Origin of the sequence: Arthrobacter pullicola, from assembly GCF_014836875.1 — a bacterium.
In the GTDB taxonomy this organism is placed as follows: domain Bacteria; phylum Actinomycetota; class Actinomycetes; order Actinomycetales; family Micrococcaceae; genus Arthrobacter_B; species Arthrobacter_B pullicola.
In genome coordinates, this window is record NZ_JACSQC010000001.1 from 466,923 (window position 1) to 486,652 (window position 19,730).

The 19,730-nt window shown below is 65.5% G+C and carries 21 protein-coding genes; 13 read left to right on the forward strand and 8 right to left on the reverse strand.

Translation table 11 applies throughout. The features are described from left to right. Window positions 1-59 precede the first annotated feature (59 nt). Genes H9638_RS02235 through H9638_RS02245 form a run of 3 tightly spaced genes read left to right on the forward strand, consistent with a single transcriptional unit; the run spans window position 60 to window position 3,552 of the window. On the forward strand, window positions 60-1,064 hold the full coding sequence (locus tag H9638_RS02235) for a carbohydrate ABC transporter permease (RefSeq protein ID WP_191745544.1): 1,005 nt from the start codon (window positions 60-62) through the stop codon (window positions 1,062-1,064). Next, window positions 1,061-1,951, forward strand: coding sequence for a carbohydrate ABC transporter permease (locus H9638_RS02240; RefSeq protein ID WP_191745545.1), 891 nt, complete (start codon window positions 1,061-1,063; stop codon window positions 1,949-1,951). Before H9638_RS02235 ends, H9638_RS02240 begins: the two co-directional genes overlap by 4 nt. After that, on the forward strand, window positions 1,948-3,552 hold the full coding sequence (locus tag H9638_RS02245; RefSeq protein WP_191745546.1) for an alpha-amylase family glycosyl hydrolase: 1,605 nt from the start codon (window positions 1,948-1,950) through the stop codon (window positions 3,550-3,552). Before H9638_RS02240 ends, H9638_RS02245 begins: the two co-directional genes overlap by 4 nt. Here H9638_RS02245 and H9638_RS02250 read toward each other — a convergent pair. The 3 genes from H9638_RS02250 to cynS form a co-directional block, all read right to left on the reverse strand. Then, complete coding sequence (locus H9638_RS02250) at window positions 3,549-4,682, reverse strand: polymer-forming cytoskeletal protein (RefSeq protein ID WP_191745547.1); 1,134 nt, start codon at window positions 4,680-4,682, stop codon at window positions 3,549-3,551. The two genes, H9638_RS02245 and H9638_RS02250, sit on opposite strands and share 4 nt — an antisense overlap. A 308-nt stretch (window positions 4,683-4,990) precedes the next feature. Continuing rightward, window positions 4,991-5,818 (reverse strand): formate/nitrite transporter family protein, encoded by an 828-nt coding sequence (locus tag H9638_RS02255; RefSeq protein ID WP_191745548.1) that lies wholly within the window; start codon window positions 5,816-5,818, stop codon window positions 4,991-4,993. A gap of 10 nt (window positions 5,819-5,828) precedes the next feature. Further along, entirely contained in the window at window positions 5,829-6,281 is a 453-nt protein-coding gene (cynS, locus tag H9638_RS02260) for a cyanase (RefSeq protein WP_191745549.1), read from the reverse strand. Window positions 6,282-6,499: 218 nt separating this feature from the next. Here cynS and H9638_RS02265 point away from each other — a divergent pair, with 218 nt between their 5' ends. Together H9638_RS02265 and H9638_RS02270 are read left to right on the forward strand one after the other, a co-directional pair. Continuing rightward, window positions 6,500-7,228 (forward strand): helix-turn-helix transcriptional regulator, encoded by a 729-nt coding sequence (locus H9638_RS02265; protein WP_191745550.1) that lies wholly within the window; start codon window positions 6,500-6,502, stop codon window positions 7,226-7,228. A 46-nt stretch (window positions 7,229-7,274) separates the two neighbouring features. Beyond that, window positions 7,275-7,487, forward strand: coding sequence for a hypothetical protein (locus H9638_RS02270; protein WP_191745551.1), 213 nt, complete (start codon window positions 7,275-7,277; stop codon window positions 7,485-7,487). Here H9638_RS02270 and H9638_RS02275 read toward each other — a convergent pair. Continuing rightward, entirely contained in the window at window positions 7,484-8,254 is a 771-nt protein-coding gene (locus H9638_RS02275) for a carboxymuconolactone decarboxylase family protein (protein ID WP_191745552.1), read from the reverse strand. The two genes, H9638_RS02270 and H9638_RS02275, sit on opposite strands and share 4 nt — an antisense overlap. Window positions 8,255-8,450: 196 nt before the next feature. Between H9638_RS02275 and H9638_RS02280 the strand changes: the two genes are divergently transcribed. The 6 genes from H9638_RS02280 to H9638_RS02305 all read left to right on the forward strand — a co-directional run bounded on the left by H9638_RS02280 (window position 8,451) and on the right by H9638_RS02305 (window position 12,416). Next, window positions 8,451-9,305 carry an aldo/keto reductase gene (locus H9638_RS02280; protein ID WP_191745553.1) on the forward strand — a complete coding sequence of 285 codons (855 nt, stop codon included), beginning with the start codon at window positions 8,451-8,453 and terminating at the stop codon, window positions 9,303-9,305. A gap of 82 nt (window positions 9,306-9,387) precedes the next feature. Beyond that, window positions 9,388-10,158 carry an alpha/beta fold hydrolase gene (locus H9638_RS02285; RefSeq protein ID WP_191745554.1) on the forward strand — a complete coding sequence of 257 codons (771 nt, stop codon included), beginning with the start codon at window positions 9,388-9,390 and terminating at the stop codon, window positions 10,156-10,158. Window positions 10,159-10,679: 521 nt separating this feature from the next. Continuing rightward, window positions 10,680-10,916, forward strand: a complete 237-nt coding sequence (locus tag H9638_RS02290; RefSeq protein ID WP_191745555.1) for a hypothetical protein — start codon at window positions 10,680-10,682, stop codon at window positions 10,914-10,916. Between the two features lie 312 nt (window positions 10,917-11,228). After that, entirely contained in the window at window positions 11,229-11,414 is a 186-nt protein-coding gene (locus tag H9638_RS02295; RefSeq protein WP_318241767.1) for a Rid family hydrolase, read from the forward strand. Window positions 11,415-11,529: 115 nt separating this feature from the next. Then, window positions 11,530-12,000, forward strand: a complete 471-nt coding sequence (locus H9638_RS02300; RefSeq protein ID WP_225216881.1) for a hypothetical protein — start codon at window positions 11,530-11,532, stop codon at window positions 11,998-12,000. Then, window positions 11,997-12,416 (forward strand): hypothetical protein, encoded by a 420-nt coding sequence (locus H9638_RS02305; RefSeq protein ID WP_191745557.1) that lies wholly within the window; start codon window positions 11,997-11,999, stop codon window positions 12,414-12,416. Before H9638_RS02300 ends, H9638_RS02305 begins: the two co-directional genes overlap by 4 nt. Before the next feature lie 30 nt (window positions 12,417-12,446). On the opposite strand, the gene H9638_RS02310 is transcribed toward H9638_RS02305, so the two are convergent. From H9638_RS02310 to H9638_RS02320, 3 genes are read right to left on the reverse strand one after another with little or no spacing between them, the layout of a single operon-like run. Continuing rightward, window positions 12,447-14,576 (reverse strand): iron ABC transporter permease, encoded by a 2,130-nt coding sequence (locus tag H9638_RS02310; protein WP_191745558.1) that lies wholly within the window; start codon window positions 14,574-14,576, stop codon window positions 12,447-12,449. Then, on the reverse strand, window positions 14,573-15,631 hold the full coding sequence (locus H9638_RS02315) for an iron-siderophore ABC transporter substrate-binding protein (protein ID WP_191745559.1): 1,059 nt from the start codon (window positions 15,629-15,631) through the stop codon (window positions 14,573-14,575). Before H9638_RS02315 ends, H9638_RS02310 begins: the two co-directional genes overlap by 4 nt. A 24-nt stretch (window positions 15,632-15,655) precedes the next feature. After that, window positions 15,656-16,603: an ABC transporter ATP-binding protein gene (locus H9638_RS02320; protein ID WP_318241752.1), complete on the reverse strand. Its 948-nt coding sequence runs from the start codon at window positions 16,601-16,603 to the stop codon at window positions 15,656-15,658. A 424-nt stretch (window positions 16,604-17,027) separates the two neighbouring features. Here H9638_RS02320 and H9638_RS17040 point away from each other — a divergent pair, with 424 nt between their 5' ends. Beyond that, window positions 17,028-17,807: a CPBP family intramembrane glutamic endopeptidase gene (locus H9638_RS17040; protein ID WP_191745560.1), complete on the forward strand. Its 780-nt coding sequence runs from the start codon at window positions 17,028-17,030 to the stop codon at window positions 17,805-17,807. 10 nt (window positions 17,808-17,817) lie between these two features. On the opposite strand, the gene H9638_RS02330 is transcribed toward H9638_RS17040, so the two are convergent. Then, a complete protein-coding gene (locus tag H9638_RS02330) occupies window positions 17,818-18,963 on the reverse strand; it encodes a baeRF2 domain-containing protein (protein ID WP_191745561.1) in 1,146 nt (381 codons plus the stop codon). A 222-nt stretch (window positions 18,964-19,185) separates the two neighbouring features. On the opposite strand from H9638_RS02330, the gene H9638_RS16730 reads away from it, so the two are divergent. Then, entirely contained in the window at window positions 19,186-19,623 is a 438-nt protein-coding gene (locus H9638_RS16730; RefSeq protein WP_225216882.1) for an NADPH-dependent F420 reductase, read from the forward strand. Window positions 19,624-19,730 lie beyond the last annotated feature (107 nt).

Here is a 19,730-nt window from a genome sequence, read left to right on the forward strand (position 1 = left end):
CGGGTGTTGGCGGCCGCTTTCCGGCCTGATTCCCGTCCCCCCGCCCAGTTAGGAACTCCATGAGTACCATTACCGCTGCGCCTCCGCGCCGTCCCGACGGCCAACCTCCCAAAAAACCCAAGCCAGGCGGCCGCACCAGCGGTGAAGGCAGGATGGCGGCGCTGCTGCTGTCTCCCACCCTGCTGGTCCTGGGCCTGGTCATCGCCTACCCTCTGGTGTCCGCCCTCTACCAGTCGCTCTTCCGGGAAGAATCCGGGCTGGATGAGAACGGCTTCGTCGCCGAGGGGGAGAGCTTCGTCGGGCTGGCCAACTACACCGACCTCCTGGTGGGGGAGTCCGGCCAACGGTTCCTCAACGCCCTGGGCAACACCACGTTCTTCACCCTCACCACAGTGACCCTGGAGACCGTGCTTGGCCTGTGCCTCGCCCTGGCCATGAACCGGGCGTTCCGCGGCCGCGGCCTCCTGCGTGCCAGCATCCTCATCCCGTGGGCTATCCCCACCGCCGTTTCCGGGTTGCTGTGGCGCTGGATCTTCCAATCGGACGGCATCGCCAACACCCTGATCGGCACGGAGATCCTCTGGACCGCGGAAGGATTTCAGGCAAAGGCGGCAGTGATCATCGCCGAAGTCTGGAAGACAGCACCGTTCATCGGGCTGCTGGTCCTTGCGGGTATGCAGGTTATTCCGGGGGAGGTGTACGAGGCCGCCCGCATCGACGGTGCCGGCTGGTGGCGGCAGCTGGGTTCCATCACCCTTCCGCTCGTCAAACCGACCCTGCTCGTCGCCGTGCTCTTCCGGCTCCTCGATGCCCTTCGAATGTTTGACCTGCCGTTCGTGCTGATCGGCCCGGGCAAACAATCCGTCGAAACCCTCTCGATGCTGGCCTGGGACGAATCAAACCAGCTGCGCTACGGGTCGGCGTCGGCGTTCGCCATCATCCTGTTCCTCTACGTGGCTGTGGTGGCGATCGTCTTTGTAAAACTCCTCGGCGCTGACGTCGCCGGGACCAAGGAGCTGCGCACCCTCCGCAGGGCTTCCCGGAAAGCAAAGGCAGTCTCATGACCCAAACTCCCCTGCTCACCCGCACCGATTCCTCCGACGACGCTCCGCAGCGCCCAGCCAAAAAACGCGGCTGGAAAAGCTACCTCACGTACGCCGGCCTCGGGGCCATCTTTGTGTACTGCCTCTCGCCGTTCTATTGGATGCTGGTCTCAAGCTTCCGCCGCACGGCAGACATTTTCGACAACACCCTGATCCCGGAACCGTTTTCCGTGGAGAACTACCTGAAGGTCTTCGACGGATCCACACTGTTTGGCAAGGCCCTCCTGAACAGCCTGATTGTCGCCGGAATTACGACGACGGCGGCCCTGGTCCTGGGGATCTTCGCCGCGTATGCCATCTCGCGGCTGAACTTCCGGTTCAAATCCGTGATCCTCGGGCTCGTCATCGCGACCTCCATGTTCCCGGGCATCTCCGTGGTGGTGCCGCTGCTGCGCCTGTTCACGGACATAGGCTGGATCAACACCTACCAGGCGATGATTGTGCCTAATCTGTCCTTCGCCATTCCGCTGGCGGTCTGGAACCTGACGACCTTTATGAAAGCGCTCCCCTTCGATCTGGAGGAGGCCGCGATGATCGACGGCTGCACCAAGTGGCAGGCGTTCCGGAAGATTCTCCTGCCGTTGGCCGCCCCCGGCGTCTTTACGACGGCGATCCTCACGTTCATCCACAGCTGGAACGAGTTCATCATCGCGCTCTCGATGATCAATAACCCCGAACTGCAGACCGCCACCGTCGCCATTTCGAAGTTCACCGGCGCCACGGAGTTCCAGGCGCCCTTCGGCGAGCAGATGGCAGCGGGCGTGATCGTCACCATTCCGCTGGTGATCATGGTCCTTATTTTCCAGCGCCGCATCGTTGAAGGCCTCACCGCTGGAGGCACCAAATGACCGGCTCGGCGGTCCGCGGACAGCGGACCGGGTGGTGGCAGGATGCCGTCATCTACCAGGTGTACCCGCGGTCCTTCGCCGATGGCAACGGCGACGGGGTGGGCGACCTCGCCGGGCTGTTGGAGCGCCTGCCCTACATCGCGTCGCTGGGTGTGGACGGCATCTGGATGACCCCGTTCCAGCCCTCTCCGCAGGTGGATCAGGGGTATGACGTCAGCGATTACTGCGGCGTGGATCCGCTCTTCGGCACCATGGAGCAGTTCGACGGGCTGCTCGAAGCAGCGCACGCCCTGGGGCTGCGGGTTCTCCTGGACGTGGTGCCCAACCACTGCTCGTCGGAGCATCCGTTGTTCCAGGCCGCCGTCGCCGCCGGGCCGGGCTCGCCCGAACGGGCAATGTTCCACTTCGAGACCGGGAACGACGCCGGTGCCCCGCCGAACAACTGGCAGAGCGTTTTCGGCGGCCGCGCCTGGAGCCGGGCGAATCCCGGCTCCGAAACGGACCAGGAATGGTACCTGCACCTCTTCTCCCCGGAGCAGCCGGACTGGAACTGGCGCAACCCGGCAGTGGGGGACTACTTCGAAGCCGTGCTCCGGTTCTGGTTCGACAAGGGGGTGGACGGCCTCCGGATTGACGTGGCCCACGCCCTGTTCAAGGCCGACGGCCTGCCGGACGCTGCAGGCACCGATGCCGTCGTCGACGGCCTGCGCTCCAACCCGCAGGTCTCCGACCAGGAGGACGTGCACGAGGTGTACCGGCGCTGGCGCCGGCTCGCCGAAACCTACACGCCCGAACGGATCCTTGTCGGTGAGGTGAACCTGGCACCGGACCGTGCTGCCAGGTACACCCGGCAGGATGAGATGCACCAGGCCTTCGCCTATGCCTTCGTGAAGCTGGGCTGGGATGCCGCGGCCTGGGCCGCCGTCGGGACCGAGCTGGAAGCTGCCCGCAGGGCCCACGGCGCGCCGCCGACCTGGGCACTGGAGAACCACGATGTTCCCCGGTCCGTGACCCGGTTCGGTGGTGGAGAACGCGGGATCCGCCGCGCGCGTGCGGGTCTGCTCGCTATCCTAGGGCTGCCCGGCGGTGCCTACATTTACCAGGGTCAGGAACTCAACCTGCCCGACGTCGAGGTGCCCCTGCACGCCCGCGCGGATCCCATGTGGGCCCGCGGCGGCGTGTCCCGCGACGGCGCCCGCGTGCCGTTGCCGTGGACCACTGCACCCGGTAACGCGTACGGTTTTTCCGCCGGCACTGCGGCCCCGTGGCTGCCAACGCCGCCCGCTTGGGGCTCGCTGTCCGTGGAGGCGCACCGGAAGGATCCGGATTCGACCCTGCACCTGGTCACCGACGCGCTCCGGCTGCGCGGGCAGTTGCTGGAGAAGGAGATCTTCGCGCCCGGTGATGCCTGCGAATGGCGCGTCGGCGAGCACGGGCTGCTGCTGTGCGCACGCGGGCAGCAGTTCCTCCTTGCCGTGTCGATGGGCGATGAACCAGTCCCGCTGCTGGACGGCACTGTCCTGCTCGCGTCTTCGCCGCTGACTCCGGAAGGGCTCCTCCCGCCCGACGGCGCTGCATGGATCCTCGTGGACCGGCCCTAAGCGGCGCTGCCACGGGGGACGGGCGGCTGGTCGACGGCCGGCGGAACGCGCCGCCAGGGACGCCTGTCATAGATCGCCAGGAGCTGCGCACCGAGACCAAAGAACACCATCGCCAGCCAGACGAGGATGTTAAGCCACGGAACATGCAGCGCAACGATGAGGATGAGGCCTCCGACGAGCGCCTTGATCACCGGATGCTGGTTCCCACGGAAGATGAGCCTGCCTATGTAATAGGCAGCAAAGACGAAGGTTGCGAGCGTGAGCGTGATCCATACCAGCAGGATTGCCAGCGCGACGGGCGCCCCGATGACCGTGACCAGAAGGATCAGCACGGCGAACGGAATGGCGATCGATGCCACGAAACCGACCAGCAGGGCTTTCCACGGTTGGGGCACCAAGCGGTCGGTTACACGTTGCAGCAGGCGGGGGAAGAGCCAGCCGGCGAGCACCGTGATGAGGCTCAAGGCGACCAGCGCATAGAGCAGCCCGAGGAGCCAGCCAACGAACTTTTCCCCCGGCGACGGTTCCCGGTCGGGCTGCGGCGCGATGCGCTCGATGGTGCCACTGACCGCGCCGTCGGCGATGTCCGCATCTTCGTTGGAGTTGTACGTCAGGTTGCCGCCGACAGTCCCGTCGATGGTCAGGTCCCCGACGCCGACCTGGACATCACGGCCGATCGCGCCGGCGATGGAGATATCACCCGCGGCGCCCACCAGATCGTTCCCGAAGGAGCCGGTATCTGTCACATCGACAGTCGACGCGAAGATGGTGCCGCTGCGTGAAACGTCGCCGCTGATGGTCACGTCCTGACCGGCCAGGCGCACGTTTCCGTCAACGTTTCCGGTGATGGTGATCGTCTGGGCGGCCGCGATCACATCCCCTGTGACGTTTCCGCTGATCGTGATTCTTTGTCCAGACGCGTACACGTCCCCGGAAACGTCGTCCCGGACTTCGATGTTCAGTCCGCTGTAGTACTGCGGGCCGGACCCGTCGTTCGCTACAGCAGTGGATACAGACTGCGGGCTGGATGCCGGGGAAGCAGCGAATGCGCCGGTCCCCGTGAGGAGAAGCAGAATGACGGCGGCGAGAACTGTGGAGAAAGCCCGCCGTGAGGGAGAAGGAAGTCTCATCGGAATGCCTTTCCGGTACCTGGATCCGCCTGATCGTCCTCATCGGAGGGCTGTGGGCAGCGGCGTCCCGGAACTTCGGGCCGATGCGCACCGGCACTGTGGCCCCGGGCCAATGTCTTCAGTGTCCAGCAGATAGCCGCCGCACAATAGGGGCGGCGGGTCCGGTTGGCGGGCGCTGAGCATAATTCCTGCCAGTTCTCGGCGGGCAGATGGGGGGGGGAGGGCCCAGAACCCGACCGACGGAACGGGCCGGCACCTGGGAGCCCCAACTCCCGGTGCCGGCCCGCGCCGTCGTCGTACTTGTGAACCTAAACCTTCACCTTCGCCGCAAACTGCCGGCCCGGCGCCGTCCGGGCGTGCGTCCCGTAGATCATCAGGCCGACGAAGGTCAGGCCGCCCACCAGGTTGCCGAGCACGGTGGGGATCTCGTTCCAGATCAGGTAGTCCATCAGCGTGAACTCGCCGCCGAGCATCAGGCCGATCGGGAACAGGAACATGTTCACCACCGAGTGCTCAAAGCCCATGTAGAAGAAGAGCATGATCGGCATCCACATGGCGATCACTTTGCCGGGCAGGCTGTCGGACATCATCGCGCCGACGACGCCGGTGGACACCATCCAGTTGCACAGCACCCCGCGCACAAACAGGGTGAGCATGCCGGCGGCGCCGTGCTCCGCGTAGCCCACGGTTCGCCCTTCACCTAGGTGCCCGATCGCCTGGCCCACCTCGCTCACCTCGGCCGAGAAGCCGTAGGTCCAGACGATCGCCATCAGCAGGGCAGTGGTCAGGGCGCCGGCAAAGTTGCCCACGAACACCAGCCCCCAGTTCCGCAGCATCGAATTCCAGGTGACGCCGGGCCGTTTATCCAGCCAGGCCAGCGGCACCAGCGTGAACACCCCGGTCAACAGATCGAAGCCCATCAGGTACAGCATGCAGAAACCCACGGGGAACAGGAGCGCTCCGAGCAGGGGCGACCCGGTCTGGGTGCTGACCGTAACGGCAAACGCCGCAGCCAGTGCCAGGATGGCGCCGGCCATGTAACTGCGGATCAGGGTGTCCCGGGTGGAGAGCATCACCTTGGAGTGCCCGGCGTCGATCATCCGGACCGCAAAATCCTTCGGAATCACATAGCTCATGGCCGTCCCCCTACCACTGGTACTTCAGGAACTTGCCGTCGATGATCACGCGCACGCGGTCGCCGTCGGGATCCTCCCGCCGGATCAGTTCGACGTTGGCGTTGATCGCGCTCATGATGCCGTCGCCGAACTCTTCGTGGATGGCTTCCTTCAGCGCCGGGCCGTACACCGCAAGCAGTTCGTAGAAGCGGTAAATCGTGGGATCGTCCTTCAGCGAATCCCCGGCAATGCGGTACGGCTGTTCCTGCAGGGCCAGCACGGTTTCCGCGTCCAGCTCCAGCAGTTCGCCCGCCTTTTCCGCCAGGTCGGCCGGCACGGGGTGCGAACCGAGCAGCGCGGCGATGGTCCAGAGCAGCGGCCGGTCCAGCTGCTCGGCAAGCTCAGCCCAGGAAGACTCCGAACGGGCGACGGCGCTGCGCACCTTGAGCGTGGCCTGGTCTCGGGTCGCGTTCCAATTGGTCATGTCGATCTCCTCCTGAGTTGCTTTCCGGCACTTGCCGAGACATCAACGTAGAAGGCGGACGAACACGCAACCCAGGCTTTTTGCGAAGACCAGTCAGCAAAAAACGCAGCGAGCCCACCCTTTTACCTGCGCGAAACAACCAGGCAACGGGTCCGCCTTCCAGGCTTCGTACGGTGTAGAACTGGGGGCCGTTTGAAGACCACAGGAAGGGACCGGAGATGGATCTGCTGACACAGGTGGTCCGGGAGGCGCCGGTTCCGCTGTGGGTCATCGACCACCAGGGACTCGTGTCCCTGGCGAATAAGGCTGCCATTCGTTTCCTGGGCTACCGGGGCGAGGACGACGTCGTCGGCGGTCCCAGCCATGACCTCCTGCACTGCCGCCGCCCGGACGGATCCCCGTACCCGGAACACGAGTGCCCGATTGTCGGCTCGGGCGGCTCCGCCCTGGCGTCGGAGTGGTTTGTGACCCGCTCCGGGGACGCGCGCCCGGTGCAATGGACCACCCGCAGTATGGGGAGCCGCCTCGGCACGCTCCTGAGCTTCAGCCCCCAGCCGCGGGCCCAGACGCAGATGGTGCGGGACTTGCGCAGCCGCGGGCCGGCGCCCCGGACGCCTGCGGTGCAGGTCCGGGGCGAGCTCCGCGGGTCCATGCTCCGCACCATCGAAGCCCGGTTCACGGATCCGGAATTCACGACGGCGGAACTTGCCGCCGGTGCGCACCTTTCGGTCCGTTCGGTGCAGGCCATCTTCGCCGAGGCCGGGACGTCACCTGCGGCAGAAATCCGCCGAGCCCGGCTGGAACATGCCCGTACCCTGCTGGCGCAGGGGTCTGCCGTGCAGACCGCGTGCCTGGCGTCGGGATTCCAGGACCCCGGTACTTTCAGCCGCGCCTTCCGGCAGCGTTACGGTGTGTCTCCCAGCCAGGTGCCGGCGCTGTCCGTTTGATTTGGTGGGCTGCAGGATTCCCCGTTTTTTGTGATTGGGTGGCCCGATGGATGAATACGTTAGTTCAGGCACATTCTGGTTCACGCTGGCCGTGATCAATGCCGGTCTGGCTGAGCAGAAGAACCGGTCGCGGTGGATTTGGTTCCTCGTGTCGATATTGCTGGGGCCGATCGCCACCGTCCTGATCGTGGTGTGGCGGGCACCGGAGCCGGTCGCGCCTTCGCTGGCCCATCGTGGCGGATCCAGGTACCGGACCTAGAGATCCTTCACCGCACGGATAGCAGCCACCGCCCGGGGGAAGCCGGCGTACGGGAAGCAGTGAACCAGGGCCGCGATGATCACCGTCTTGGAATTGCCGACCTGGAGGCAGGCTCGGCCGTGCGGGCCGAGCTGGGCCGAGGTGTCGCCGATGGCCGCGAGGGCGCAGAGGACCAGCAGTTCCCGCTGTGCCACGGTCAGGCCGCCGCGGGTGTAGAAGTCCCCGAAGCAGAATTCGGTCAGGAACCGGGGGAGGGCCTCGTTGAACGGCTGCGGCAGGTCCGCGAGGTTGTCCTTGATTTCCGTGCCGTATAGCGGCTCCTGCTCGGCGAGTCCGCGCTGGTACCGGGCGGCGTCGTCGACCGTTCCCTGTGCCGGCAGCGGCAGCTCAATGCTGTGATCACGGAACACCGTATTCATTGCGGCGACGGCGTTGAGGGTGCGCGGGAAGCCAATGAAAGGTGCCAGCTGGTAGACCGCTTCACGGATTTGCACCGGCGGTACGCCCACCCGAAGCGCGGCGGCGGTGTGGGCGCTCAGCTGCGGCAGGGTCTGCAGGCAGGCCAGGACGGTGACCGTGATCAGTTCCCGGGTCTGGTCATCCAGTACGCCGGTGCCGAAAACGTCGCCGAAAATGAAGCCGCGCAGGATCTCCATCAGTTCGGGATCGTCCTGGTGGGCGTCCCGGTCCCGCGGACCGAACAGCCGCGCATAGGTTGCCTCGGCCTGCTCCCGGCGGGACGGGGTGGGCTGACTTTCTGCGTCCATGGTGTGCTCCCTGGAACGTGCTGACGCGCCGTTGCCCCTCCCATGCAAGCATGCGGGACAGGCCGCGGCAACAGGGGCCGGCAGAGGTTGTCAATGGAAGCTGCCGGGCCGCCCCCAACCATTCCCCTGGCTGGCAAACCGGAGGACCATGGCGGAGGAAGGCCCCAGTTTCCCAATTCCGCGAGGAGCAGGACCCATGATCCTGAACGAGACCTACACGCTGGCCAACGGACTGCCGATCCCGAAGCTCGGACTCGGCACCTGGTTCATCCCCGCCGACGCCGCGGCGCAGGCCGTGCGGGACGCCATCGAGATTGGGTACCGCAACATCGACACGGCGCAGGCCTACGGAAACGAGCACGCGGTAGGGGAGGGGGTGCGCAGCAGCGGGGTGCCGCGCGGAGAGCTGTTCGTTTCCAGCAAGCTGGCGGCGGAGATCAAGGATTACCAGGACGCGGTCACAGCCATCGACGATTCCCTCAGCGTGATGGGCCTGGACTATCTGGACCTGATGCTGATCCACAGTCCGCAGCCATGGAACGACTGGCGCGGCGGCTCCTACGCGGAGGGCAACCGGGAAGCCTGGCGGGCGCTGGAGGAAGCGCACGACGCCGGTAAGCTCCGCTCGATCGGCGTCTCCAATTTTGAACAGCCGGACCTGGAGAACATCCTTTCGGCGTGCACTGTTCCTCCACAGGTCAACCAGATTCTGGTTCATGTGGGCAGCACCCCGGACGATCTTCTGGATTTCTGCACCGACAACAACATGCTGGTGGAAGCCTATTCACCGATTGCCCACGGCGAGATCCTGAAGAATGAGGCCGTAGCGGCGCTTGCTGCCCGGTACGGGGTGTCCGTGCCCCAGCTCTGCATCCGCTATGTGCTCCAGCTCGGAACCGTCCCGCTACCCAAGACGGCGAACCCGGAGCACATGAGGAGCAACGCCGAGGTCGACTTCGTCATTTCCGAGCAGGACATGGACACCCTCCATGGTCTGCAGATGAAGGACTATGGGAAGTCGAGCAGGTTCCCGGTGTTCAGCGGGAAATAATTGCCCCGATGGTAATATCCGACGGTCACAAAGCCCGCCGCCGGATGGGTTGAAACCGGCGCCAACCCGACGGCAGGAACACATGACTTACCACCGGATCAACGGCGTCGACCTCTATTCCGAGGTGACCGGCGAGGGGCCGCCCATCCTCTTCCTGCACGGCGGATTCTGTTCGCTGGAATCGCTGCGGGCACAGTCCGACGCGCTGGCGGGGGAGCGGCAGGTCTTCGCGTTCGAACGCCCCGGGCACGGACGGTCGGCTGATATCGACGACGGTTACAGCTACGAGCGCGGCCTCGCCGACACCGTGGCTTACCTCGATGCGGAGGGCCTGGAGTCGGTGGATGTCCTGGGCTACAGCGACGGCGCGATCCTCGGACTGCTGCTGGCCCTGCACCATCCGGAACGGGTCCGCTCCCTGATCGCCATCAGCGCGAACCTGGACCCGTCAGCATTTAAACGATCCGACGACGACGGCGGCGGGCTGCCGGTGCTCGGGCCCCCGGTGCATGAAGCGCCCACGGAAGAGCCGAAGCCTGATGTCGAGCGGATGCATTACGAGCGGCTGTCTCCGGACGGGCCGGCCCACGCCGATGCGGTCCTGGCCAAGCTGTTCCGGCTCTGGACTGAAGAGCCGCACATCGACCCTGCGGAGCTGGGCGCGATCAAGGCTCCAGCGCTGATCATGTCCGGGGACCGGGACACCATCCGTCCGGACCACAGCCTGCTCATCGCGGCGTCCATTCCGGGTGCGCAGCTGTGCATCGTCCCCGGTGCCACCCACGGCCTGCTGGCCGAGCGTCCGGCGCTGATCAGCGCCGTCGTCCGCGAGTTCCTGGGGCAGCACTCCTAATCTCTGTTTCGAGGTCAGTTACGCGCATCTGGAATCAGTGAACTTGCAGGCCAGACGCGACCCCAAGAGATTCCCTTTTGGTGTTGGTGCGCTCGGTATTGACGGTGGTGCAAGGATGATGAGATGTCCTTCTTCGATGACCTTCCTGCCCGGCCCGAGAGGCCACGCCAGCCGAAGCCCGTGCCACCCGTCTGGGCTGCTCCGCCATCTGACGAATTGCCCGCAGTTGTTCCGTTGGGGGAAGTTCTTTCATCGGTCCGCTCAGATGGTCATGGCCGCAAAAAGTGTCGAAGTTTTCTCCACGGGTTGTTTGATTGAGGTCGTATGGTCCGTCCGCCGGGGGGGACGAGTCAGACAGCGGCTGGAGCAGAGTAACTGACCAGTGCTTGATTTTCGGCCCCTACAGGAGGGATTCGGAATACGGCCGCGACGGAGCCCTCCGGTTCGGCGCCGCCTTTCCCGACGGACGGAAGACGACGATCGCTCAGTTGGATCTAGGGATGGTTGGAGGAGAGGAACCAATGACGGGACCGGTATTGATGCCGGTGGGAGGTGGCGGGGGTTCAGGCAATGACGAGGAGCTGTACGGTTCGAACAAATTCTGGCTGTGGCCGTTGCCGCTCGGCGGGGACACCCGACTCGTGGCGCAATGGGATGAGCTTGGCATGAAGGAGGAATCCGTTCTCATCGCTGGCGATCAACTGGGGGCGGCGGCGGCAAACGTGCAGAAATACTGGGCAGCCCCGCTTCCTGGATAATGTCCGCTGAGGGATCGCCCCGCGCGTTCATGGGGAGCCTTGGGCGTCCTTTCCGTCGGTCAGAGTGCAATCCGAACCATCCACGATGAGCCCCATTGCAGGTTGATCCGGAGTGAGTTCAGCCTCGACGGTGCACAGAGGGTCCGCGCTGATAGACACCCACCCCAATGGGATATTTGGGTGTGAGAGGCTATCGCCAGACTGCATGGCCTTTGAGAAAATCGGTGCGCCGTCCGGCCCAACCACGCGGACCTCATACGTGCCGCTCTGCGCGGCGGGCAGCATGGATCTAATCTCGACAGCGACGTGTCCGTGTTCGGGCCCTGGTCCGCAGCCACTCACGAGGCCGGTAGCAGCGAGGATTACAAACACTTCGGAGCCATCAACGCTGCCTACGCGAAGTATCTGCAAGAGCCATACCCGGTCCGTACAACGATCCAAGTCGCGGGGCTGCCACTCGGCGCAAAGGTCCAGATCGAAACTGTCCTGGGGCGTTAGAACGGACCACGGATGTGCATGCATTGAGCTTACTGAGCGGGAGTTCCCTGACCGTCCGCTAGACTCGGCTCGTTGCGCCGGTGGAGTGTGACAGAAAAGGTTCGGGGGAGCCGCAATGATCAAAAGACCGTCAGTAGGAATGGTCGTTGGCCTGTCGATCGTGGGTGGCTTTGCCCTCGGGATTGGTACCTTGTCCGGTCTCGAATCCGATGAATTCACGGCCGAATCCATCTCCGGCGCATCGGATGCGGAACTTGCCGTCATGCCGGGATCGGCCACAGAGTTTCCTGAGGTCATAGATGATCCCGAGACAGCCGTGTACGAACCGTTCATGGCATGTTCTGCGGACTACGCAAATGGTCCGGGCGCGGCGCTGGATCAGAGGAACCTGATGGGTCCCGAGAACAGCGTGTTGGTTTCGCCTGAGCAGATGAGAGCCATGGGCCGCTCCGCAGCTGAAATCGAGAGCCAAACCCGGGCATGGAATGAGCTCAGCCCTGAGTCCCGCGAGGAGCAGCTGTGCCGCGCGGCCCAGCAGAACGCCGCTATCGCCGAACCGCGCCCCGCTCCGGGCACGGGGAAATGAGCCGCGATACACGCGTCCGCTCGAACAAGCCGGACCTCTTGGTGCTCTGGGTGCTCATTCTCACCTTCCTCCCCATACTTTTCGTCGTTTTGTTCTCCCTGGTCACCTTTGCGTCGTCTATTGCGGGATCAGGTGCCGTGTGGTCCCAGGTGGCGACGTCCCTGCCCTTCCTTGCGGCAGCGCTCGCCGCGGTCGTCACCGGTGTCCTGATGAAGCGGGCCGCGACGGACCGCCGGGCATGGGCGTTGTCCGTCTGTACTGTGGTGCTTCTGCTCGTCGCGGCGTCGGCGCCCGTTATTAGCTTCAGCAAGGCCGCTGCTGAAGAGTTCTGCGAAAGCGCGCCCGGCGGCCGGGGTTACGCGGAGACGGCAGCACCGGAAGAGACTCCCGGCATCTGCGGCTGGGCCAGAAACTAGTTTCACGGCGCCTAAGCCCAGCCCCACGGATCACCCGCGTGACCGCCGCAGCAGCCAGACAAAGTAGGGCGCGCCGATGAGGGCGATCATCAGCCCGGCCGGGATCTGCGCCGGAGCAATCAGCGTCCGCCCCAACGTATCCGCGACGGACACCAGCACCGCACCGAGCAGCATCGACAGCGGAATCAGCCGCGAATGCCGGGCACCGGCAATAAACCGGGCCAGATGCGGGGCCACCAGCCCCACAAAACCAACCGCGCCAATGGCCACAACACTCAGCGACGCCAGCACCGCCGCAGTGCCCAGCAGCAGCAGGCGGGAGCGCTCCAGCCGGACGCCCAGAATGCGGGGAGTGTCGTCGTCGACCGCGAGCAGATCCAGCCGGCGCCGCAGACCGAACACCAGCGGCAGGGCCAGCAGCAGCGCCACGGCCACCGGAACGACGTCGGGCAGGGTCCGTCCGTAGGTGGTGCCGGAGAGCCAGGTGAGGATGCGCGGGGTGTTCCACGGGTCGGCGCGCAGCAGCAGGAGCGTGGTCAACGACGTCAGGCCGTATCCGCAGCCAATGCCAACCAGCACAAAGCGGTCCGGGAGCAGCCCGCCGCGCCAGGCCAGCAGGGCGATCAGCGCGAACGTGGCCAGGCCCATCAGCACGGCCATGGCGATGAGCATCGGGCGTCCGCCGCCGATGCCCGAGGTCACCACGATGACCGCGCCGAGGCCCGCGCCGGCGGTGATGCCCAGGATCCCGGGTTCGGCCAGCGGGTTGCGGACAGTTCCCTGCACCACGCATCCGGCCAGGCCCAGGGCCGCTCCAGCCAGCACCGCTGCGGCTACCCGGGGGAGGCGGTCATCCAGCGCCCGGCCAATCAGATCCGGCGCGGAACCGTTCAGCCACAGCGCCAGGTCCCCGGTGCGCAGCCACAGGCTTCCGGCGAGCAGGCCCACCAGGACAGCGCCCAGGAGCAGCAGGCCGGAAATGGCGAGGGCGATCAGGAAGCGGCGGCGGGTCCGGACGCCGAGCCGTCCCTGCGGGGGCATCGCGATGGGACCGGAATCGCGCATCCGCATCGCCAGCACCACAATCAGGACGGCGCCGAGCAGCGCCGTCGGGACACCGGTGGGAATCGAACTGGCACCCTCCGCGCCGAGGATCCCCCGCAGCACCGCATCCGCGAGGAGGATCAGCAGCGCTCCCAGGAGTCCGGACACCGGAAGCAGGAAATGGTGCCGGCGCAGCACGGGGGCCCGCGACGCGAGCAGCCGGGCCAGCACCGGGGCGCCGAGCCCCACAAACGCAATGGGACCGGCCAGGGTGACCGAGATGCTCGTCAGCAGCACCGCACAGAACACTGCAAAGACACGGGTCGAAGCGACGGGAACGCCCAGCGAGGACGCGGTGTCATCGCCGAGCTTGAGCACATCGAGGCGGCGGCAGAGCAGCAGCGCCACACAGAGCATCGCAATGATCACGGGGGCGGCACGGACCGAGGCATCGAGGTTCAGCTGGGCCAGCGATCCGCTGCCCCACGCGAACAGACCGGTGGTGTTCTCCTTGAACAGGATCAGCAGCATCGCCGTCGCGGCGTCCAGCGCCATGGCGATGGCGGAGCCCGCCAGGATGAGCCGGGTGGTTCCGGTGCCCACCGAGCGTCCGGCCAGGCCCAGCACGATGGCGGCGGCCAGCACCCCGCCCACGAAAGCGACAGTTCCGGACGCCCACAGCGGCACGGACAGGCCGAAGGCCGCGACGGCGGTAAGCGCGAAGTAGGAGCCGGCGGTCACAGCGAGGGTATCCGGGGAGGCCAGCGCATTGCGGGTCACGGACTGCAGCAGCGCTCCGGCCACTCCGAGGGCGAAGCCCACAGCGATACCGGCAAAGAGCCGCGGCAGCCGCGAGCCGACCAGCACATCGGCGATCGGCACACCGCCCACTGTCTCCGGTTCCCCGCGGAACAGACGCCACAGGTCCAACAGGCCCGCTCCGGAGGTGCCCTGGGTCAGGTGCCAGGCACCCACCAGAACAACCGCCAGCACCAGGACCGCCAGGACGGCGGCGCCGCCGGCGGTGTCCTGCAAGGTGGTACGCAAGCTGCTCCGCAGACCCGCGGTGCGGGCCTGCGGAGCAGTGAGGTCCTGCGTGTGGGTTGGTGCATTCACTCCGTCAGCATGGCGTCAACGTAGGCGTCGATCGCCTGCTGGTTGGACAGCGGCCCGCCGGCGCCCCAGACACCTGCCGGGAACGCGAAGGCGCGGCCTTCCTTGACGGCCGGCAGCGCGGCCCAGATGGGGTTCTTTTCCAGTTCGGAAACGTAGCTGCCGGCTTCTTCATCGTTGGCGTAGAAGAGGTTCGCATCGCCCACCGCGGTGAGGCCTTCGATGTCGGTTTGGCCCAGTCCGTAGGCCGGATCCACCCCGCCGCTGCCGTACCTGGCATCGATTTCGTCCGTCCAGGCCGAGGTCAGGCCCAGCTCTTCGCCCAGGGCGGTGAAGAGTGCGCCCTGTCCGTAGGGGCGGATCGTGACGTTGCCGCCTTCGATCCAGCCGTCGAAGAAGAGGAAATCAGTGGTGGCCAGGCCGGCGGACTTCACCTTCTCCTTCGCTTCGGCCAGGTGGTTATCGAAGTCGGTGAGGACCTGCTCGGCCCGGTCGGTACGGCCGGTGGCCTCGGCGATCATGGAGAAGACGTTCTTCATGTTCCCGATCGGATCGGCGCCGTCGGCACCGAGCGTGGCCAGCACCGGAACACCGCGCTCCTCAAGCTGGGCGATGAGTTCGTCGTCGGCGCTGAAGGCCTCCACGATGATCAGGTCAGGATCCGCCGCGTACAGCGTGTCCAGGTCCGGTTCCCCACGCGTGCCCACATCAGCGACGCCCTCCGGGATCGTTTCGGCGCTCACATAGGTGCCGTAGCCTTCAGCGTCGGAGACAGCGACCGGCGTAACGCACAGCGTGAGGGCGTCCTCGATCTGCTGCCATTCCAGTACTGCGATGCGCTCGGCCGGCTTCTCCAGCTCCACCGTGCGGCCGACGCCGTCAGTGAGCGAGACCGGGCCCGCCGCCGTCGTGGTGGTGTCGGCAGCGCAGGCCTCAGACGAGGCGGCCGTGGCCGCGTTGGCCGGTTCCTCCACATCGGTGGTGCCGCACGCGGACAGGGTCAGCGCAGCGGCAACCAGCATCGATGCTGCGGCGGCCAATGGGCGGAGTCGGGTCATGAGGGTGCCTCTCGGGTGGGGTAATTAGGATGAAATGCGGACGGCGGACCGGCCGCGGGCGGTATGCCGGCCCACGGGGTCAATGCGGATGCGGTTGGTGCCAGGCTCGATGCTGACTTCAACCCGAATGTCGTAGACCACGCGGATGTTCTGTTCGGTGAGGACATCCAGCGGGTCGCCGGCGGCGTGAATGCGGCCGGCGGACATCAGCAGCAGATGATCGGCTACGCGGGCGGCTTGGTCCAGGTCATGCAGGACGATCCCGACGGCGACGCCGGTTTCATCGGCCAGGCCGCGGACCAGATCCAGGATCTCAATCTGGTAGCGCAGGTCCAGGTGATTGGTGGGTTCGTCCAGGAGTACGACGCCGGTCTCCTGGGCCAGGCAGGCGGCCAGCCAGACGCGCTGGACTTCCCCGCCGGACAGCTCGCTGACAGACCGGCCGGCCATGTCATCGACGCCGGTGGCGGCCATTGCCCGGTTGATCACCTGATGGTCAGCTGTGGAAAGTCCGGCGAACCGGTGCCGGTAGGGGTGCCGGCCAAATGCCACCACTTCGCTGACGGTCAGGCCCTGGGGCGCGGGCCGCGACTGGGAGAAGAGCGTCACCTCGCGGGCGAACTCACGTGAGGTCAGCGCCGATACGGCACGCTTGCCGCCGGCGATCCTGCCGCCGTCGTTCCCGCCGCCAGCGTTGGATACGCCGCCGCCCTCGATCTCGCTGAGTGTGATCTGCCCGCTGTCCACCCTGTGGAGCCGTGCCATGGAACGCAGCAGCGTCGATTTTCCGCTGCCGTTGGGGCCAACCAGCGCCGTGACCTGCCCGGGCTGGAACGTCAACGAGACGCCGTGGACCACCGCGTCCTTCCCGTAGCTCAGCATCATCTGCTCGCCGCTCAGCGCCGTGGTGGGCTTACTGCCTGCTGCCAAGGTGCCCGCCAGCTCGGGGTGAGGGGTTTTTCTCCGGGGCATGGGAAACCTAAGGGCAGAAGGAAAAGGAAACGGGACCAACCAAAACCGGGTTAGGCCATTGCGGCGGCTGAGCGCGTTGACCCCACAACCGGGGTTAGGCTTGCCTTGCCTAACTCACTATATGAGTCCGCCCACACGCACGCAATCTGAGTCTCGGGGCAGGTAATACAGCGTCCACAAATTCTCCTGACCTGGCCTGGCCCGTTTTGTCCCCGCACCCGCCTTCGCCGACACATGCGTCTCCTGCGCCCTGCGCGGGGGCGGAGCGACTACAGGGATCGTTTGGAATTCAGGTCCGCTTTTTCCTTCGAGGATGTTTGATTGCGTTTCCGTGCGACGGCTAGCGGCGCCGTGCATACTCCTAGTAATTTATCCGTGGAATTACTGAATAAAATGCCCGGTCCAAAACTGCTGAGGAGACGCCGTGACGTCAGGAATCAAACCCCACGAGGGGCAACGGTTTGGCCGCCTCATTGAACGGGCAGATGGCCGCGATTTCCCTTACTACGACGGTGAACCCACTGACGTAGCCGGCTGGAAATGGGGTGTAATCATCCTTGCCTGCGTAGCAGGCTTCGCCACTCTGTTATTTTTTCCCGCTGCAAACGGTATCCAGTCACTGATTCCCCGGATCTTGTTCCCGGCGATTCCATTGGCAGTATTCATTGGCTTCACCGGACGCTACTGGACGTCGGTGTTCAAAAAACTAACGGGTGTCGACTATCTGACCATGGTCATCTTCTGGCTCTTGAACCTTGCTGTCTCGGCCGCAGTGGGTCTCATTGTTATGGCTGTCTTCGGTGCCAATGCAAACCCCGCCACTGACAACGTCCTCGAAGGAGGCCCCGCGGAAGTTGCTGCCTTCTACGTGGGGACCGGTATCCAGCTCTTCGGTGAGGAGGTCTTCACCATCCTGCCGTTCCTGGCCATCATGTACCTCCTGTTCACCAAGGCCAAGCTCTCGAGGAATACCTCCGTGATCGTCGCATGGCTGGTGACCGCTCATTGGTTTGGGGCCGCCCACCTTCCCACCTACGGATGGAATTTCGCCCAGGCGTTCGTCGTCATTGGAGCCGCCAGGCTCGTCCTCACCCTCGCTTATATAAGGACGAAGAACATCCTCGTCTCCACGGGAGCCCATGTGCTTAACGACTGGACGATCTTCACCTTCGCCCTCGTCGCTGCTGGGGCAGCCGCCTCATAGGACCGGGCTGCTAGGGAGCTTTGTTTCCCGGAGCCTCGGGTCCGGTCGGCCAGCGCAGCAGTGCGGCGGCGTCGGTGCCATGCGGCAGGACGCCGTCGGGCACCAGCAGCAGACTGGCATCGGTCAGGGCGGCCGCCCGGACCAAAGCCGCGGGAGCGGGAACCTTGCCGAGGACCTCCGCGCCAAGTGTCTGTTCCTCGGCGCTGGCCACCCAGGGCTCGGCGCCGAGGGCGAAGAGCTGGCGGTCGGCCAGGGCGCCGTCGTTCAGGATCAGGATTTCCACCTGGGCTTGCTGGAGCGCGGTCAGCACCTGGCCAAAGCCCATGGCGGATTCCGGATTGGCCTGCCCTTCCTGCTGGGCCAGCCGGTCCATGATCTGCTCCTGCTCTTCGGCCCAGAACAAGGCGACGCGTTCCTGGACCTCGTCCTCAAAATGCCCGTTGGAGGTTCCCGCCGGGCGGGGATGGGAATCGATCATGCTGACCAGGCCCTTGTGCGCCTCAGCGAGCTGATCCAGCACCAGGCCCCGTGCCCGGACGTCACCGGCCAGCACAATGAGCCGGGCTCCGCTGCTGTCTACGATCCGGTCGATCGCTTCGGCGACCTGGTCCGCGTTGCGCCGCCAGATCTGCTCGGTCTGCCGCTGGAATTTGTCCTGCGACCAGCCGCCTGCCGGCAGTTTGGTGATGTCCTCAGTCTCGCCCTCCACGTCCTGAACGGAGGCGGGACGGCTGCGGCCGGCATACTGCAGCCGGATCTCACCATCCTCGCGGGAAACCTCGGCGACAATGTAGGGCAGTTCCTCGGGGCGGTGCTTGAGCAGCGGTAAAAGATCCGGGATGGGATCCACCGACACCCGTTCCGGCACCACCAGCGGACCGGGCAGCACCTCGTTCAATGCCACCGTGCCCTGCTGGACGAGGAGGAAGCGTGACACCGGGGAAGGGTATCCGTCCGCCGGCAGGACCGCAGTTTCCGCGGCCTCTTGGTCCTGGGGCGGGGCACCCTGTTTGGCCAGGGCCTTCCTGACGTCGCCCGGGCGGACCTCCGCGGCTTCCAAGCTGTCCGTGGCCCCCGCTGAAGCATCTACGTACGCGAGGCACCAGGGACCCTTACGCCGGTAGAGGTCTGCAAACTCGTGGAGTTGCCGGGTCATGTCGATCTCCTTCCTGCACGGCCGCAGCCCTGCAGTGATTCAATCCGTGATCCACGCTAGCACCGGCATCTGACGCATTTATAGGGGCGGCGGGGCTGCGGCGCCCGGAACCGCCCAGTGGGGACTGAGGGAATATGCCCGCCGTGCCATGGGTTCCCTTCACAACCAGCCCGGCGAAGGCGGCCGGCAACTATAGAGCTGAACACAATCGGAGGAAGTCGCATGCCCACACTTGGAGTTATCGGAAGCGGCAACATTGGATCGGCGGTCGCCAGGCTGGCGGTCGCGGCAGGCATGAACGTCGTCATCGCCAACTCGCGGGGGCCGGAATCGCTGCAGGGCCTGGTCGCCGAGCTGGGTCCATTGGCCCGCGCCGTAACGGTGGAAGATGCCGCAAAACTGGGCGACGCCGTCGTGCTTTCTATTCCGTTGAAAGCGGTCAGGGATCTTCCAACCGGGCTGCTGCAGGGCAAGCTGGTCATAGACACGAGCAATTACTACCCCTCCCGGGACGGACGGATTGCCGAACTCGACAACGGCACCGTCACGACCAGCGAACTGGTGCAGGGATGGGTTCCCGGAGCGCGGTACGTCAAGGCGTTTAATAACATCCTCGCTCATCACATTCCCCCTGCTGGCCAGGGGCGAGGATGCCGGTGACCGATCCGCGCTGCCTCTGGCTTCCGACGACGAGCAGGCCAAGGCGGAGGCTGCGGCCATCGTCAGCCGGCTGGGCTTTGACACTGTCGACGCCGGAACGCTCGCCG

Excerpts from the sequence above, each read along its gene's own strand:
- H9638_RS02275 (WP_191745552.1), bottom strand. The coding sequence starts at position 8,254 with ATGGACGCAGAAAGTCAGCCCACCCCGTCCCGCCGGGAGCAGGCCGAG.
- cynS (WP_191745549.1), bottom strand. The coding sequence starts at position 6,281 with ATGACCAATTGGAACGCGACCCGAGACCAGGCCACGCTCAAGGTGCGC.
- H9638_RS02330 (WP_191745561.1), bottom strand. The coding sequence starts at position 18,963 with ATGACCCGGCAACTCCACGAGTTTGCAGACCTCTACCGGCGTAAGGGT.
- H9638_RS16730 (WP_225216882.1), top strand. The coding sequence starts at position 19,186 with ATGCCCACACTTGGAGTTATCGGAAGCGGCAACATTGGATCGGCGGTC.
- H9638_RS02305 (WP_191745557.1), top strand. The coding sequence starts at position 11,997 with ATGAGCCGCGATACACGCGTCCGCTCGAACAAGCCGGACCTCTTGGTG.
- H9638_RS02250 (WP_191745547.1), bottom strand. The coding sequence starts at position 4,682 with ATGAGACTTCCTTCTCCCTCACGGCGGGCTTTCTCCACAGTTCTCGCC.
- H9638_RS02265 (WP_191745550.1), top strand. The coding sequence starts at position 6,500 with ATGGATCTGCTGACACAGGTGGTCCGGGAGGCGCCGGTTCCGCTGTGG.
- H9638_RS02285 (WP_191745554.1), top strand. The coding sequence starts at position 9,388 with ATGACTTACCACCGGATCAACGGCGTCGACCTCTATTCCGAGGTGACC.
- H9638_RS02300 (WP_225216881.1), top strand. The coding sequence starts at position 11,530 with ATGATCAAAAGACCGTCAGTAGGAATGGTCGTTGGCCTGTCGATCGTG.
- H9638_RS02245 (WP_191745546.1), top strand. The coding sequence starts at position 1,948 with ATGACCGGCTCGGCGGTCCGCGGACAGCGGACCGGGTGGTGGCAGGAT.
- H9638_RS02290 (WP_191745555.1), top strand. The coding sequence starts at position 10,680 with ATGACGGGACCGGTATTGATGCCGGTGGGAGGTGGCGGGGGTTCAGGC.
- H9638_RS02235 (WP_191745544.1), top strand. The coding sequence starts at position 60 with ATGAGTACCATTACCGCTGCGCCTCCGCGCCGTCCCGACGGCCAACCT.
- H9638_RS02320 (WP_318241752.1), bottom strand. The coding sequence starts at position 16,603 with ATGCCCCGGAGAAAAACCCCTCACCCCGAGCTGGCGGGCACCTTGGCA.
- H9638_RS02270 (WP_191745551.1), top strand. The coding sequence starts at position 7,275 with ATGGATGAATACGTTAGTTCAGGCACATTCTGGTTCACGCTGGCCGTG.
- H9638_RS02240 (WP_191745545.1), top strand. The coding sequence starts at position 1,061 with ATGACCCAAACTCCCCTGCTCACCCGCACCGATTCCTCCGACGACGCT.
- H9638_RS02255 (WP_191745548.1), bottom strand. The coding sequence starts at position 5,818 with ATGAGCTATGTGATTCCGAAGGATTTTGCGGTCCGGATGATCGACGCC.
- H9638_RS02315 (WP_191745559.1), bottom strand. The coding sequence starts at position 15,631 with ATGACCCGACTCCGCCCATTGGCCGCCGCAGCATCGATGCTGGTTGCC.
- H9638_RS02280 (WP_191745553.1), top strand. The coding sequence starts at position 8,451 with ATGATCCTGAACGAGACCTACACGCTGGCCAACGGACTGCCGATCCCG.